Annotated in this window: 13 protein-coding genes and 2 pseudogenes; 13 read left to right on the top strand and 2 right to left on the bottom strand. The window is 73.2% G+C overall.

Going from position 1 to position 15,728, the window contains the following annotated elements:
- Positions 1 to 68 precede the first annotated feature (68 nt).
- The 4 genes and pseudogenes from ACZ4WQ_RS33255 to ACZ4WQ_RS33240 form a co-directional block, all read left to right on the top strand.
- Positions 69 to 467, top strand: coding sequence for a 6-pyruvoyl trahydropterin synthase family protein (locus ACZ4WQ_RS33255; protein ID WP_311728665.1), 399 nt, complete (start codon positions 69 to 71; stop codon positions 465 to 467).
- Between the two features lie 11 nt (positions 468 to 478).
- Positions 479 to 1,600, top strand: coding sequence for a glycosyltransferase family 4 protein (locus ACZ4WQ_RS33250; protein ID WP_361185595.1), 1,122 nt, complete (start codon positions 479 to 481; stop codon positions 1,598 to 1,600).
- On the top strand, positions 1,597 to 2,451 hold the full coding sequence (locus tag ACZ4WQ_RS33245; protein ID WP_311728667.1) for a class I SAM-dependent methyltransferase: 855 nt from the start codon (positions 1,597 to 1,599) through the stop codon (positions 2,449 to 2,451). The genes ACZ4WQ_RS33250 and ACZ4WQ_RS33245 overlap by 4 nt, the downstream gene beginning before the upstream one ends.
- Positions 2,448 to 3,287, top strand: a pseudogene (locus ACZ4WQ_RS33240) (lysylphosphatidylglycerol synthase transmembrane domain-containing protein); the annotation flags it as partial. The gene ACZ4WQ_RS33245 and the pseudogene ACZ4WQ_RS33240, both read left to right, overlap by 4 nt.
- Before the next feature lie 279 nt (positions 3,288 to 3,566).
- Here the strand turns inward: ACZ4WQ_RS33240 and ACZ4WQ_RS33235 are convergent.
- Together ACZ4WQ_RS33235 and ACZ4WQ_RS33230 are read right to left on the bottom strand one after the other, a co-directional pair.
- Positions 3,567 to 4,220: pseudogene (locus ACZ4WQ_RS33235) on the bottom strand (RibD family protein); the annotation flags it as partial.
- Positions 4,217 to 4,966, bottom strand: a complete 750-nt coding sequence (locus ACZ4WQ_RS33230) for a creatininase family protein (protein ID WP_361185591.1) — start codon at positions 4,964 to 4,966, stop codon at positions 4,217 to 4,219. The pseudogene ACZ4WQ_RS33235 and the gene ACZ4WQ_RS33230, both read right to left, overlap by 4 nt.
- Before the next feature lie 170 nt (positions 4,967 to 5,136).
- Between ACZ4WQ_RS33230 and ribA the strand changes: the two genes are divergently transcribed.
- From ribA to ACZ4WQ_RS33185, 9 genes are all read left to right on the top strand, one after another.
- Entirely contained in the window at positions 5,137 to 5,793 is a 657-nt protein-coding gene (gene ribA / locus ACZ4WQ_RS33225) for a GTP cyclohydrolase II (protein ID WP_468022673.1), read from the top strand.
- Between the two features lie 345 nt (positions 5,794 to 6,138).
- Positions 6,139 to 6,735, top strand: a complete 597-nt coding sequence (locus tag ACZ4WQ_RS33220) for an antibiotic biosynthesis monooxygenase (RefSeq protein WP_311728670.1) — start codon at positions 6,139 to 6,141, stop codon at positions 6,733 to 6,735.
- 70 nt (positions 6,736 to 6,805) lie between these two features.
- Positions 6,806 to 9,076: an aminodeoxychorismate synthase component I gene (gene pabB, locus ACZ4WQ_RS33215; protein ID WP_468022672.1), complete on the top strand. Its 2,271-nt coding sequence runs from the start codon at positions 6,806 to 6,808 to the stop codon at positions 9,074 to 9,076.
- Positions 9,073 to 10,629 (top strand): AMP-binding protein, encoded by a 1,557-nt coding sequence (locus ACZ4WQ_RS33210; protein WP_468022671.1) that lies wholly within the window; start codon positions 9,073 to 9,075, stop codon positions 10,627 to 10,629. The genes pabB and ACZ4WQ_RS33210 overlap by 4 nt, the downstream gene beginning before the upstream one ends.
- A 64-nt stretch (positions 10,630 to 10,693) precedes the next feature.
- Positions 10,694 to 12,292, top strand: coding sequence for a class I adenylate-forming enzyme family protein (locus ACZ4WQ_RS33205; RefSeq protein ID WP_468022670.1), 1,599 nt, complete (start codon positions 10,694 to 10,696; stop codon positions 12,290 to 12,292).
- 1 nt (position 12,293) lies between these two features.
- Positions 12,294 to 13,520 (top strand): FAD-dependent monooxygenase, encoded by a 1,227-nt coding sequence (locus ACZ4WQ_RS33200; RefSeq protein ID WP_311728674.1) that lies wholly within the window; start codon positions 12,294 to 12,296, stop codon positions 13,518 to 13,520.
- Between the two features lie 14 nt (positions 13,521 to 13,534).
- On the top strand, positions 13,535 to 14,401 hold the full coding sequence (locus ACZ4WQ_RS33195) for an aminotransferase class IV (protein WP_385345971.1): 867 nt from the start codon (positions 13,535 to 13,537) through the stop codon (positions 14,399 to 14,401).
- Positions 14,402 to 14,433: 32 nt separating this feature from the next.
- Positions 14,434 to 14,871, top strand: coding sequence for a carboxymuconolactone decarboxylase family protein (locus ACZ4WQ_RS33190; RefSeq protein ID WP_311728676.1), 438 nt, complete (start codon positions 14,434 to 14,436; stop codon positions 14,869 to 14,871).
- Positions 14,872 to 14,947: 76 nt separating this feature from the next.
- Complete coding sequence (locus ACZ4WQ_RS33185) at positions 14,948 to 15,685, top strand: SAM-dependent methyltransferase (RefSeq protein ID WP_468022669.1); 738 nt, start codon at positions 14,948 to 14,950, stop codon at positions 15,683 to 15,685.
- Positions 15,686 to 15,728 lie beyond the last annotated feature (43 nt).

Raw genomic sequence — 15,728 nt, 5'->3', positions numbered from 1 at the left:
GTAGGCCGTACTACATGACGCGGCCCGGCCGAGGGCCGCCGGATGTGCCGCACCTGGAGGGTCGTACGTTGTTCAGCATCACCGTCCGTGACCACCTGATGATCGCTCACAGCTTCCGCGGCGAGGTCTTCGGGCCCGCGCAGCGCCTGCACGGGGCGACGTTCCTGGTGGACGCCACCTTCCGCCGTGCCGAGCTGGACGCCGACAACATCGTGGTCGACATCGGCCTCGCCACCCAGCAGCTGAACGCCGTGGTCGGCGAGTTGAACTACCGCAATCTGGACGAGGAGCCCGCCTTCGCGGGCACCAACACCAGTACGGAGTTCCTGGCGAAGGTCATCGCCGACCGGCTCGCCGACCGGGTACAGGACGGCGCACTGGGCGAGGGCGCCCGCGGTCTGTCCAGCCTGACGGTCACGCTGCACGAGTCGCACATCGCCTGGGCGAGTTACGAGCGGGATCTGTGAGGGCGCGCCCGATGAGCCGCGCCGACGCCACCGCGACGGACCCGCGCTCCGTGCACGTCGTCATGCCCGGCGGCGTGGCCGACCCGGCCGCGCCGAGCGGCGGGAACACCTATGACCTGAGGGTGTGCCGGGACCTGCCCGGCGTCGGCTGGCAGGTCCACGAGCACGCCGTCGCGGGCGCCTGGCCACAGCCTTCGGCCGAGGCGCGCGCGGAGCTGGCCCGTGTCCTGGCCGAGCGGGCGGACGGCAGCGTCGTCCTCATCGACGGGCTGGTGGCCTGCGCCGTGCCGTACCTCGTGGTCCCCGAGGCCGAGCGGCTGCGCCTGGCGGTGCTGGTGCATCTGCCGCTGGGCGACGAGACGGGGCTCGCCCCCGGCCGCGCCGCGGACCTGGACGCGCTGGAGCGCAGGACGCTGCGCGCCGTCCCGGCGGTGGTGGCGACCAGCGACTGGGCGGCCCGCAGGCTGGTGGCCCACCACGGGCTCGCCCCGGGCCGGGTCCATGTCGCCGCGCCCGGCGCGGACCTCGCGCCCCCGGCGCCCGGCACCGACGGCGCCTCGCGGCTGCTGTGCGTCGCCGCGGTGACCCCGCGCAAGGGCCAGCATCAGCTGGTCGAGGCCCTGGCCGAGGTCGCCGACCTGCCCTGGAGCCTGCTGTGTGTCGGCGGCCTCGGCCAGGACCCCGGCTATGTCACCCGGCTGCGTGAACTGATCGGCCGGCACGGCCTCGGCGACCGGGTGCGGATCACCGGCCCGCGCGCCGGTGCCGATCTGGACGCGAGCTACGCCGCGGCCGACCTTCTGGTGCTCGCCTCGTACGCCGAGACGTACGGCATGGCGGTGACCGAGGCGCTGGCGCGGGGCATTCCGGTGCTGGCCACCGCCGTGGGCGGGGTCCCGGAGGCGATGGGGCGGGCCCCCGACGGCGGGCTGCCCGGCGTTCTGGTGCCCCCGCGGGACCCGGCCGCGCTCTCAGCGGCGCTGCGGCGCTGGCTCGGCGAGCCGGGAGTACGGGGGCGGTTGAAGGCCGCAGCCCGGGGGCGGCGCGCCGCTCTTGACGGGTGGGAGACGACGGCGCGGCGCCTGGCCGAGGTGCTGGAACAGCTTCGATATGAACCCCGGAGGGCCGCATGAGCACCACGGATGTGCCGCTGTACCAGCCGGAGTGGCTGGAGTTGCGGGAGGACGCCGACGCAGCCGCCCGCGCCCCTGAACTCCTCGATCCGCTGCGCGCGTGGCTTGCCGGCCCCGGACTGCGGCCCGGCGGGCTGACGGTCCATGACCTCGGCTGCGGCACCGGCTCGATGGGCCGCTGGCTCGCGCCCCGGCTGCCCGGCCCGCAGCACTGGGTGCTGTACGACCGCGATCCGGCGCTGCTGGGCCGGGCCGCCGCGCAGACGCCCTCGACAACCGCCGACGGCAGCGGCGTCACGGTCCTGACCCGGCGCGCCGACCTCGGCCGGCTGATCGCGGACGACCTGGCCGGGGCCTCGCTGGTGACGGCCTCCGCGCTGCTGGACGTGCTGACCCGGGACGAGGTGAACGCGCTGGTCGCCGCGTGCGCCGGGGCCGAGTGCCCGGTGCTGCTCGCGCTGTCGGTGGCGGGGCGGGTCGAGCTCGCCCCGGCCGACCCGTTGGACGCCGAGATCGCGGAGGCGTTCAACGCCCATCAGCGCCGCGGTGGCCTGCTGGGGCCGGACGCGGTCACGGTGGCCTCGGAGGCCTTCGCGGAACGGGGCGCGACGGTGCGGGTGCACAGCAGCCCGTGGCGGCTCGGCGCGGGTGAGTCCGCGCTGACGGCTCAGTGGCTGCGGGGCTGGGTCGGGGCCGCCGTCGAGCAGCGGCCGGAGCTCGCGCCGCGCGCCGAGGCGTATCTGGAGCGCCGTCTGGCGCAGTGCGCGGCGGGCGAGTTGCGGGTGGTGGTGCACCACAGCGACCTGCTGGCGCTGCCCGGGCCGCTGCCTTACGGGGGCGGGGTCTCATGAAGGCGGGGGCGCTGAAGGCCCGGCTCGGCACGGTCGCGGGAGCGGTCATCCTCGCCGTGGTGCTGTGGCGGGTGGGCACGGGCGCCTTTCTGGACGGCCTGCGCCGGATCGACGCCGTGACGCTCGTGGGCGCGCTCGGTCTCGGCCTGCTCACCACGGTGTTCAGCGCCTGGCGCTGGTGCGTGGTGGCCCGGGCGCTGGGCATCCGGCTGCCGCTGGGCCGGGCCGTCGCCGACTACTACCGGTCCCTGTTCCTGAACGCGGCGCTGCCCGGCGGTGTCCTCGGCGATGTGCACCGCGCGGTGCGGCACGGTCGCGACTCCGGCGACGTCGGCCGGGGGGTGCGCGCGGTGGTGCTGGAGCGGGCCGCGGGCCAGGTGGTTCTGGCCGTGGTCGGGGTGGCGGTCCTGCTGGCCCACCCGTCCGTGGCCGTGGCGGAGATCCGCCGCCTCGCTCACCACGTGGCGACGACGCCGGGCGCCCTGGCGGTACTCGCCGTGGTGTGCGCCCTGGCGGTGGTGGCCGCCGTACGGCGGCGTGGCGGTCCGGGTACGTCGCGGTGGCGGCGGGCGGTCCGCGCCGCGCTGGCGGAGGCGCGGCGCGGACTGCTCGCCCGTGGGAGCTGGCCGGGGGTGGCGGTCTCGTCCGTCGTGGTGCTGGCCGGTTATCTGGGGATGTTCCTGCTGGCCGCCCGGGCCGCCGGATCAAGGGCCCCGGTGGCCGAGTTGCTGCCCTTGATGGTGCTGGCGCTGCTCGCCATGGCGCTGCCCCTGAACGTCGGCGGCTGGGGGCCCCGGGAGGGCGTCACCGCCTGGGCCTTCGGCGCCGCGGGACTGGGCGCGGCCCAGGGACTGACCGTCGCCGTGGTGTACGGAGTGCTCAGCTTCGCGGCGAGCCTGCCCGGCTTCGGCGTGCTCGTGGCGCAGTGGTGTGCCGGGTTGCGCCGTCCGCAGATCGATCTCGAAGAGGGTGTCCTCGCCGAGGTGGGCACGGCGCATCGGCGGGCGGAGCGCCTCCCGCATGACGGTCGTACCGGCGAAGCGCAGCCCGGGGACGCCGTCGCCGAGCAGCACCGGGGCCACCGTGACGTAGAGCCGGTCCAGCGCCCGCTCGTGCAGGAACCGCGACACGGTGACGCCGCCGCCCTCGATCAGCACCCGGCCAAGGCCGCGGCGCGCCAGCGCCTCCACCAGGCGCCGGGGCGCGAACGCCTCGCTGTCCGGGAGGGTGAGTATGTCAACGCCGACGCTGTCGCCGTCGCCGTGCGCCGGGTGCCGGCCGTGGCCGCTGTCCGCGGCCACCACCCACAGGGTGGGAGCTGAGCCATCCGTGAACACCCGGCGTTGCGGTGGCACCCGGCCGTGCGGATCGAGGACGACGCGCACCGGGTTGGTCCCCGTGCAGGCGCGCACCGTGAGTTGGGGGTCGTCCGCGATGGCGGTCCCGGCTCCGACCACCACCGCGTCGGCGAGCGCGCGCAGGTGGTGCAGATGAGCGCGGTCCTCCTCCCCGGTGACATAGTCGGCGTCGCCCGTGCGGGTGGCGATGAAGCCGTCGAGGCTCTGGCCGAGTTGCGCGAAGGTGAGGCGCGGGCCGGCCAGGCACAGCGGCAGATAGCGGTCGGTGAGGGCCCGCGCCGCGGGCGAGGCCTCTTCCCGCCAGCGCCGGGCGCCGTCGGGGCCGCGGACCAGGCCGGCGGCCTCGGCGTCCGCCGCCGACCGGATGGCGCGCAGCCGCTCCCAGGCCGCCGCCTCGTCGAGCACGGTCATCGCGCCTCCTTCTCGGTCAGCAGGGAGAGGTATTCGGCGAAGGAATCGACGAGTGCGGTGAGGAGTTCCTTTCCCTTCCCGGCGGACGCCAGGGAAGGGCGGCCGATGACTCCGGATTCGGTGTAGGCCGGCATACCGAGGGTGAGCAGATGTCTACGGTCGTCGGCGAGGAAATCAGAGGATTCGTATCCGGGGCGGACGAGTTCGGGGTGAGCATGCAGGAGAATGGATGTCTCTACTTCCCCGGCATGCATATCGCTCGGCGCCGGGGTCTGGATTCCGGCCTCGGTGCGCGCGGTGTTCCAGTCCGCGGACCCCGGGAAAAGCGCCATGCGGGTACCGGTGGCGGCGGATTCCTGAACCACGTTGCGCAGCACGTAATTTCCGCCGTGCCCGTTGACCAGAACCAGGGCGTCGACACCGGATCGGCGGAGCGAATCGGCGATGTCCCGCACGACGGCGTGGAGGGTCGCTGCGGAAATGCTGACGGTTCCCGGCCAGGCCGCGTGCTCATGCGAACAAGAGATGGTGAGCGGGGGAAGGAGAAGGACCGGATATGCGGCGGCGATCTCCCGGGCTATGGTGGAGGCGATGACCGTGTCGGTCACCAGGGGCAGAAATGCGCCGTGTTGCTCGAAGCTGCCGATGGGGAGGACGGCGACGCCGGCCTTCCGGGCCCGTATGTCCTCGGTGGTGTCCGGCGGCAGCAGGCCCGGGGCCTGCGGTCGCGTTCCCGAACCGGTCATGTCTCTTTGGCCTTTCGCTCTGCGTTCCGTGTTTGTGCGCGGGATGCCAGGCTACGCGGTCCGGCGCACTTTCATCGACCGAACGTGATGAACCGGACAGCGAGTTGGTTTCCTTTGTCATTTTCGCGCACACCGCGAGTATTTTCCCGTTTTCCAGTTAGGATCAGAACATGACAGAAAGCGATGGCCCGTTCGGCGAGAACACTCGACCGTCAGGCGTCGAACGAGTGGCACAGGTCCAACTGTCCACCGAGTACGGCGCTTTCCGCGCGGTCGGCTACCTGGACTGCATTCGCGGAGACGAACAAGTGGCGCTGGTTTACGGCGATATCCAGGGAGACAGAGCGCTCACCCGCGTGCATTCGGAGTGTCTGACCGGAGACGCCTTCGGCTCACGGCATTGCGAGTGCGGCGATCAGCTCTCCGCGGCGCTGCGCGCCATCGTGAGCGAGGGACGCGGCGTTCTGATCTACCTCCAGGGTCACGAGGGGCGTGGCATCGGGCTGCTGGCCAAGCTCCGCGCGATGCAACTCCAGGCGGAGGGGCTGGACACGGTGGAGGCGAACCTCGCGCTGGGACTCCCGGTCGACGCCCGCGACTACCGGGTGGCGGCGGACATGCTGCACGACCTCGGCGTGCGGTCCGTGCGGCTGCTGTCGAACAACCCGCGTAAGCGGGAGGCGCTGGTACGGCATGGCATCAAGATCGCGGAGCAGGTGCCGCTGCTGATCCCGCCGCGCGAGGAGAACCTCGCCTATCTCCAGGCCAAAGCGGACCGCCTCGACCATCATCTGCCGCATCTGAACGGCATGGCCGAACGCTCCTGACAGAAGCGTGGCCGGGGGGCCGCCGCACGGAAACTCACCCGCCCCGGAAATATACACCGCGCGCCGCCCCTCGGTCCCGAGAAAACCTTTTTTCGCGGGCGGCTATCGCCAGAACCCCGGGTAACGCCCAGGTCACGGCCTTTCCTTCGCTTATTTATATCCGTTGGTGAGCATTTCGCTCGCAAAGCATGTCCGGTGTGCGACACTTCGAGTCGTCCGCAGCAAGGACCCACCGAGAAAGCGTTGTTCCGGCGGGCCGATGCGGCGGAAGAGGCCGTCGGCACGGCCTTTTGGCGACGGCCCGCAGTCGGGCCGTACGCTGCCCGGAAAGGAGTTGCGGCTGGAGTGGACAGTGAACCGGTCACGGTGACTGCCGCATACCGAGTGGACCCCGGCCAGGAGAGCGAGTTCTACGCCTGGGCCATTGCGATGCTGAATGTCACGGCCCGCCTTCCCGGTTATCTGGGCGGCGGCGTGCTGGGCTCCGGGCAGGGCCGCGCGGAGTGGCATGTCATCTACCGATTCGACAGAGAAGAATCCGCCCAGGCCTGGGAGTACTCGATGGAACGCGCCCGCTGGGCGGCCCGGGCGGGGTCCTTCGTGCAGGAGACCGGGGTGCAGCGCATGGCCGGTCTGAAGAACTGGTTCGAAGGGCCGGTGCGGCCACTGCCGCCGCCCCCCAAATGGAAGCTCTGGCTCGTGAATTTGAGTGCGGTTTTCCCTCCCGTCCTCATGTTCAATGTGTTGGTGATCCCATTTCTGGCCGACACCAATTTCCTGCTGCGGACCCTTGCACTCTGTCTTGGCGTGACCGCGATGGTGACCTGGCTTGTTATGCCGCGCCTGCAAATGCTCCTGAAGAAGTGGCTCTATCCGCCGCTTCAGTCGATTCGGGGGCGTCACAAGCGGGTGGCGGCGAACGGCCCACGTTCGCGCCGGTAAAGCGCGCGGACCACGGGGGCCCTGGCCGAGGCGATGGCCCGGCCGGTCGTAAAGCGAGGAGGCAATACAGATGGACGCGCTGAAGACGCTCCTGATCGACCATCACGACTCTTACACCTACAACCTCTTCCAGCTGCTCACGGAGGTGAACGGCGAGGAGCCGACGGTGGTCCTCCACGACGCGCCGGAGCTCCTGGACCTGGTCGACCGTTCAGCCCTGTCCACGTTCGACAACATCGTGGTGTCGCCCGGCCCCGGCCATCCGGCCGACCCGCGCGACTTCGGGGCCACCGCCCAGGTGATCGACCGGTCCCCGATCCCGGTCCTGGGGGTGTGTCTGGGCCACCAGGGCATCGCGCTCGGCGCCCAGGCCCGGGTGCTGCCGGCCCCCGAGCCCCGCCATGGACATCTCTCCCGGATCCGGCACGGTGAGCGCGGGCTGTTCCGCGGACTCCCCCAGGACTTCACGGCGGTGCGCTACCACTCGCTGTGCGTGGCGGAGCCGCTGCCGCTGCCCCTCCAGGCCATCGCCTGGTCCGAGGACGGTGTGCTGATGGCGCTGCGGCACCGCACCCGGCCGCTGTGGGGTGTGCAGTTCCATCCGGAGTCCGTCCTCACCGGATACGGCCACCGCATCCTGGCCAACTTCCGCGATCTGACCCGCGAATACGCGGCGATGACCGCGGACGATTCGTCCTCGCCCCCGCGCGCCCGCCCCGCAGCCGGCCCGGTGAAACACCCGGCGTTCTCAGGCACGGCCGCCACGGCCACCACCGCTGCCGCATCCGAGACCACCGGGCAGCCGGTGGCCGCCGAGGACGGCGTCGGCTACCGGCTGCACTCCCGGTGGCTGGCCGTCCCCATCGACGCGGAGGCCGCCTTCACCCGCCTGTACGCGGACGCGCCGCGCGCATTCTGGCTGGACAGCGCGCGGACGCGGTCCGGCGAGGCCCGCTTCTCCTTCCTGGGCGACGGACGGGGCCCGCTGTCCGAGTTCGTCCGCTACGACGTGGACCGGGGCGAGTGCGAGGTCGAGCGGGCCGGGGAGCCCGCGACCCGGGTGCCCGGCAGCGTCTTCGACTACCTCAAGAAGGAGCTGGCGCGCCGCCACGTCGACGCCCCCACCCTCCCGTTCGACTTCGCCGGCGGCTACATCGGGTACTTCGGCTACGAGCTCAAGGCCGACTGCGGCTCCCCCAACCGGCACCGGGCGAAGACCCCCGACGCCTGCTGGCTGTTCGCCGACCGGTTCCTCGCGGTCGACCACCAGGAGGGCGTCACCTACGCCCTGTGTCTGACCGAGGACACCGCCGAGGGCCGGCGCGAGGCCGCCGAGTGGCTGGACGACACCATCACCACGCTCACCGGCATACCGGTGGGCGGCGAGCTCGCCCCGCCCCCGACGCCGTCCGCGGGCGACACCGCCGCCGTCGAGCCCTGGCTGGTGCGGGACCGGGAGCGCTACCTGGCCGACATCGAGGCCTGTCTGCGGGAGCTGCGGGCCGGGACGAGCTACGAGATCTGTCTCACCGACTCGGCCTGGCTGCCCGCTCCGGACGACTCGTACGCCTTCTACCGCGCCCTGCGCCGCGTCAACCCGGCACCCTACGCGGCCTTTCTGCGGTTCGGCGAGGCGGATGTGGCGTGCGCCTCCCCCGAGCGCTTTCTGCGCATCAAGCCCGACAGGACGGCCGAGGCCAGGCCGATCAAGGGAACGGCGCCGCGGGGCCGGAACGCCGACGAGGACGCCCGGGCCCGGGCCACCCTGGCCACCAGCCCGAAGACCCGCGCCGAGAACCTGATGATCGTCGATCTGCTCCGCAACGACCTGGGGCGCGTCTGCAAGCCGGGGACCGTGCGCGTCCCCGATCTGATGCACACCGAGAGCTACGCCACCGTGCACCAGTTGGTGTCCACCGTGCGCGGCCGGCTCCACGAGGGCCGGGACGCCGTCGACTGTGTGCGGGCCTGCTTCCCCGGCGGCTCCATGACCGGCGCGCCCAAGACGCGGACCCTGGAGATCATCGACCACCTGGAGACCGAGGCGCGCGGTGTCTACTCCGGGGCGCTCGGCTTCCTCAGCTGCAACGGCGCGGCAGACCTCAACATCGTCATCCGCACCGCCGTGTTCACCGACGGCCGGATGCACATCGGCGCGGGCGGAGCCGTCGTCCTGGCGTCCGACCCGGCGGAGGAGTACCAGGAGATGCTGGTGAAGACGGCCGCGACGATGCGCGCCTACCACGCCGCGGGCGCCCTGCCCCCCGCGGAGCCCGGCCCGGCGCTCCTGGCCGCCGCCGCGCCCGGCGGCCGCACCCCCGCCGAGGAGGCGGACCGGTGACCGCCCCAGCCGCGCCCACGCCCAGGCCCGTGCCGGCGCCCGCACCCGCGCCCGCCAATCTGGCCGAGTACCTCGCGGTGCGCGCCGAGCGGGCGGGTTGGTCGGCCCGGCCCGCCTTCGTGGAGGGCCACCGTGTGTGGACCCACGGCGAGATCCATGACCTGGCCGCACGCGTCGCCACCGTGCTGGCACGGCGGGGAGTGGCGGCGGGCGACCGGATCCTGCTCGCCCTGCCCGACGGGGTCCCCTGGGTGAGCACTTTCCTGGCCACGGCGCGCCTGGGCGCGATCGCGGTCCTGGTCAACCCCGCGCTCACGGCCGACGAGCACCGCTTCATGGCCGAGAACTCCAAGGCGGTGCTCTGTGTCTCCGGGCCCGGCATCGAGGACCACTTCGAGGCGGATCGCTGGCTGGGGGCGGACCACCTGTCGGCGCAGGCCTGCACCGCTCCCCCGGCCACCGCCGCGCAGCCGGTGACCGCCCGCGCCCCGCTGTACATCCAGTACACCTCGGGGACCACCGGGCCGCCCAAGGGTGTGGTGCACTGCCACGGCGACCCGGCCGCGTACTGGGAGCTGATCGGCCAGGACGTCCTGGACATCGGCCCGCAGGACGTGACGTTCTCCGTGTCCAAGCTGTTCTACGCCTACGGGTTCGGCAACGCCTTCGTCTTCCCCCTCTTCTCCGGGTCGTCCGCGGTGCTGACCGGGGGCCGTCCGGGACCGGCCCTCACCGACGACCTCGTCGCCCGCCACCGGGTGACCGTCCTGTACTCCGTGCCGTCCGCCTACGCGGCGCTGGTGGACGAGCGGGGCGCCGGGCACACGGCCTGCTTCTCCTCGGTGCGCGCGGCCGTCAGCGCCGGTGAGGGGCTGCCCATGACGCTGGGGGAACGGGTCGGCGAACTGCTCGGCGCGCCCGTCCTGGAGCAGATCGGCTCGACCGAGGCCGGGCACGCCTTCTGCGCCAACACGGTCTGGGACAACTCCCCCGGCACCGTGGGCCGTCCGGTGCCCCGGTTCGAACTGGAGGTGCGCGACGGCACCGGCGCCACCGTGCCGGACGGCGCGGACGGCGAACTGTGGGTGCGCGGCCCGACGGTGACCCCCGGCTATCTGGGGCTGCCGGAGGAGTCCAGGGCCCGGCTGGTCGGCGGCTGGCTGGGCACCCGGGACCGGGTGCGCCGTGAGCCGGACGGCAGCTACCGCCATCTGGGGCGGGTCGACGACCTGGAGATGGTCGGCGGGATCACGGTCTCGCCGCTGGAGGTCGAGAACGTGCTGCGGCATCACCCGTCGGTGCGGGAGGTCGCGGTGGCCGCTGTGCCCGACGACCGCGGGGCCACGCGGCTGCACGCGTTCGTGGTCCCCGCCCTGCCCGCGGGGAAGGGCCCGGGGATCGACGGGCGGGCGCTCAGCGCGGATCTGATCGCCCTGGCCCGGCAGCGGCTCGCCTCCTTCAAGGCTCCCCGCGCGGTGCATCTGGTGCCTTCGCTGCCGCGCACGCCGTCGGGCAAGCTCCGCCGCCATCTGGTGCGGCAGGGGTCCTGGTGAACGGCGGGCGCCCCGCGCCTGGGCCCGCCTTCGTGACGTACATCGAACGCGTAAGGAACCGGAAATGTTGCGACAGCTGATTCCCGAACACGGTTTCTACATCGGGCTGATGTTCCGGGAGGCAGCGGCCCGGCACGGCAATGTGCCGGTGACCCTGGACCGCCCCCTGGACATCGCCCCCGGGGCCGGTACGGAGCTGGGCTACGCCGAACTCGCGGACCTGGTCGATGACATGGCCGGGCGGCTGTGGTCGGCCGGCGTGCGGCCGACCGAGCATGTGGCGGTCCACAAGTCGGACAACGTCGACATCGCGCTGCTGGCCTGCGCGGTCTCGCGGATCGGCGCGGTGCCCGCGCTGTTGTCGCCCTCGCTGGACGGTGCGGTCACCGGGGTGCTGCTCGACCGGCTGCACGCGCCGTGGCTGATCACCGACCGCGCGACGCTCGAGGGTCCCCTGAGCGGGCTGGACACCGGGCTGGCGCGCGGTGTGCTGACGGTGGACGAGGCACCGGACGGCCCGGGACACGCCGTCGCGCTCGCGAAGTTCGGCGGGGCGCCGCGGCGGCCCGCCGTACGCCTCCACCCCAGGGAACCCTCCCTGATCACCCACAGCTCGGGGACCACCGGGATCCCGAAGCTGGCGGTGCACTGCCCGTACACCATGTGGAACCGGCTGGTGCCGCAGAAGGCGCTGGGCAGGCCGACCCGTGGCGAGCCCGCCGCGCTCCATATGTCGTATGTGCACTCCCGCTTCTACCATCTGCTGGGTGTGCTGCTGCACTTCGGCAGCCCGCTGCTGCTGCTCGTCGACCCGGACCCGGAGCAGGCCGGCCCGCTGCTCGCGGCGCACCGCCCCGGCATCGTCGAGACCCATCCCAACACCTTTGTGCTGTGGGAGGACCTGGCCACGGCTCCCGGCGCGCCGCTGTCCAACGTCCGGGCCTACGGCTCCACCTTCGACGCGATCCATCCGCGCACCGTACGGCGGCTGCTGGGCGCGTCCCGGCGCCGCGCGCCGCGTCTGGTGCAGCTGTACGGGCAGAGCGAGACGGGGCCGGTGGTGTTCCGCCGGCACACCCGCCGCGGCGTGGAACACGCGAGCGGGCGGCGGGTCGGCAACGCGATCCCCGGGTTCACCCGGATCCGGGTGGTGGACGAGCGCGGGCGCACGTGTCCGCCCGGCACTCCCGGGGCCATCGAGGCGCGCACCCGGGGCCGTATCCTCACCTACCTCGGCGCACCCGAGCAGTACGCCCGGCAAGTCGACCGGGGGTGGTGGCGGATGGGCGACATGGGCTACCGGGACCGGTGGGGCGGGCTGTATCTGATCGACCGGGAGGTCGACCAGATCCCCGAGCTGGGCAGCAACCTGGAGATCGAGGACGCGCTGCTGTCGCGGCTCGGCGAGTTGCGCGAGGTGATCATCGTGCCCGGGCCGGACGAGCGGCCCGTGCCGCTGGTGTGCACACGCGGGGACAAGCCGCTGGAGGACGGCCGGTGGCAGCAGGCCACCGGGGACCTGCCGCGGCTGTCCGCGCCGGTGCACTGCCGGTTCCAGGACCTGCCGAGAACCGGCACCTGGAAGATCAAGCGACTGGAGATCGCCCGGCTGCTCGCCTCCGGTGAGCTGCCCACGCTCTCCCCGGCGCGGACCGGGGCCTGACGTGCCGGAGCGGCGGCCGGTCCTGGTGGTGGGCGCCGGGCCGGTGGGGATGACGGCCGCGCTGGCCCTCACCGCCCGCGGAGTGCCGGTCACCGTACTGGAGGCCGGGCCACGAGGGCGGGTGCGGCCCGGCAGCCGGGCGCTGTTCGTGCACCGGCAGTCGCTGCGGTTGCTGGAGCGGGGGCGGCCGGGACTGGGCGCGCGCATCGCGGCGTACGGGACGACCTGGCGCACCCGGCGCACGCTCTACCGCGGCCGCGAGGTGTTCGCGCGGACCAACTCCCCGGCCGCCGACGGCGGGGAACTGCCCGCCTTCGCCAGCCTCCGCCAGGTGGACACCGAGCGGTTTCTGTTCGAGGCGTGTGTCTCGGCGGGCGTGGAGTTCTGCTGGGACGCGGAGGTGAGCGACGCCCGGGTGGCCGGGGATGAGGTGGTGGTGTCCGCGGCCGACGGGCGGCGCTGGACGTCGGGCCATGTGGTGGCCGCCGACGGCGCGCGGTCCGCGGTGCGCCGGGCGCTGTACATCCCGCTGGAGGGCGACCGGTCCGAGGGATACCACGTGGTGGTGGACGTGGCGGAGCCGGGCGACGACGGGCTGCCGGTCGAGCGGGTCTTCCACTACGAGCATCCGGGCGTCGGCGGCCGCAGTGTGCTGCGGGTGCCGTTCACCGGCGGTTTCCAGGTGGATATCCAGTGCCGCGCCGACGACCCGCCGGAGTCCTTCGGCAGCGAGGAGGCGGTGCGCCGGTGGCTGCCGCCGCTGGTCGGCGAGCGGTACGGGGACCAGGTCCTGTGGGTGTCGCGGTATCACTTCCTGCGCAAGGTGGCCGCGTCGTTCGCCGACCCGAAAGGCCGGGTGCTGCTGATCGGAGAGGCGGCCCATCTGTTCCCGCCCTTCGGTGCGCGGGGGATGAACAGCGGGATGGCGGACGCCGTGGCGGCGGCCGAGGCGGTGGCGGCTGCGCGCCGCGATCCGTCGCGGGCGACGGCGGCCGTCGGCGAGTTCGCCGCGGCGCGGCGCGCCGCGGCGGTGTTCAACAGCGCGGCCGCCGGGACGGCGCTGGCGCACCTGCGGCCCCGGCGCTGGGGACGGGTCAGACAGCGCGCCGCGGCGGCGCTGGCCCCCGTGGTGCCCCGCTGCGGATCGTGGCTGGAGCACGCCCCCTACGGGCCGCGCCACGGACCGCCGGGCGCACTGCCCGGCAGCCCCTCGGCCGGTAGATACTGAACCCGGCTCGGATCATGAAGGAGCACGTGAGGATGGAGATGGCCGTGGTGTGGCAAGTCGGCCAGGACGTGGGGAGCGAGCCGGACATCCGGGCGCTGATGTGGTGCGAGGACCGCGGCCTGACGCCGTGCCGGCCTGTCCCGGACACCGCGCTGCTGGCCGCCGATTCATGGCTGGTCGACGAGGGGCGGGTGCGTGGCCTGGAGCGGCATCGCCACCGGTTCGTCGCGGCCTGCGCGGAGGCCACCGGCGACTCCCCGGCGCGGATCGAGAGGTTCTGGCAGGAGGCGATCGGCGCGCTGCCGCGCTCCGGTGCGTGGTTTCCGCGGGTGGAACTCGCCGGCCCCGAACCGGCCCGGCTGTTTCTGCGGATACGGCCCGCGCCGCCGCGTACCGGGAGCGTGGCCGTGTGGGTGGACGAGGAGGCCGACCCGCGGACCCTTCCCCGCCGCAAGGGGCCCGACCTGTCCCTCCTGGCCGAGCTGCGCGGGCGGGCCACCCGGCACGCGGCGCAGGAGCTGATGCTCACCACGCCGGACGGGCTGGTGCTGGAGGGGACGACGGCGAACGTCCTGTGGTGGGAGGGGGACGTCCTGTGCCGTCCCTCCCCCGAGCTGCCGTTGCTCGCGGGCGTGACAACGGCCCTGATCGAGGAGCGGGCCACGCGGCTGGAGGTGGCGGTGGAGCACCGCCGGCCCACCGCGGCGGACCTGGACGGCCGTGAGGTGTGGTTCGTCAACGCCCTGCACGGCATCCGGCCGGTCACCGAGTGGCTCGGCAGCCCCCTGCGTGCGGGGCCGGCCCGGTACGCGGCCTCCTGGCAGTCCTGGCTCGACACGGCGGCGGAACCGCTGCCCACGACGAATGGAGATTTCCGATGACGATGGCTCCCGGTACGGCACCGACTCCCCGGATGAATCTGAAGCAGCTGACGCCCAAGGTCTCGTCGGCGATGGGCGAACTGCACGCGGCGGCGGCGCTGGCGGCAGCCGAGGCGGGGGTCGAGCCCGAGCTGCTGGAACTGATCAGGATCCGGGCCTCGCAGCTCAACGGCTGCGCCTTCTGCCTTGACCTGCACACCAAGGACGCCCGCGCCCACGGCGAGAGCGACCAGCGGCTCCACACGCTGAGCGCCTGGCGCGAGACGCCGTTCTTCACCGAGCGGGAGCGGGCCGCCCTCGCGCTGACCGAGGCGGTCACCTCGGTCCAGGACGGGCATGTGCCGGACGATGTCCACCGGGCCGCGTGCGAGGTGTGGGACGAGCCGCAGGTGGCGGCGATCATCTGGGCCGCCGTCGTCATCAACGCGTACAACCGCATCGCGATCAGCACCCGGATGATCCCGGGCTAGAGGGTGCCCGGCGGGTCGTCGCGCCCGTGAGGAAAACCAGATGCGGGCCGGGCGTGAGGGCTGGCAGTCTGCCGCGGTGAATCGTGAAAAGATCTCCAGACTCGCCCACGCCGACCACCCGATCGCTTCCCCCGTCGCCGACGACGCGGTGCGCCGGCTGCTCGAAGTGGGCCTGCCGCGCGGCGACGAACGGGTGCTCGACCTCGGCTGCGGCGGCGGGGAGTGGCTGCTGCGCGCGTTGGCCGCGAACCCCAAGGTGCGGGCCGAGGGCGTCGATGTCTCGGAACCCGCCCTGAACGACGCCCGCGCGGCGGCCGAGCGCCTCGGGGTCGCGGACCGGCTCGTCCTCCACCAGCAGGAGGCCGACGGGTTCACCTCCCCGCACTCCTTCGACCTCGTGCTCAGCGTCGGTGCCGCCCACGCCTTCGGCGGGCTGCTCCCCACGCTCGAGGCGGCACGCCGCCATCTGGCCCCCGGTGGGCGCGTCCTGATCGGTGACGGGTACTGGGAGCGCGAGCCGTCCCCGGAGGCCGTCGAGATGCTGGGCGAGTTCGACGACCTGGCGACCACCGTGGACCGGGTCGTCGCCGACGGATGGACCCCCGTCCACGGGCACGTCAGCACGCGCGGGGAGCTGGACGCGTACGAATGGGCCTGGACGGGGTCGCTGGCCGCCTGGGCGCTGGACCACCCCGAGGACCCCAGCAGCGCCCAGGCGCTCGAGACGGCCGCCGAACACCGCACCGAGTGGCTGCGCCACTACCGGGACTCCTTCGGCTTCGTCCATCTGATCCTGCGCAGGACCGAGGCGTAACCCGGCGCGCCCGGCCCGCCCGCTCCGCCACGCCGCGGCCGAT

The sequence above is a fragment of the Streptomyces sp. NPDC028305 genome (genome assembly GCF_055569495.1).
Note: the sequence above shows the minus strand (reverse complement) of the source record. Positions and strands in the feature narration are given on the sequence as shown.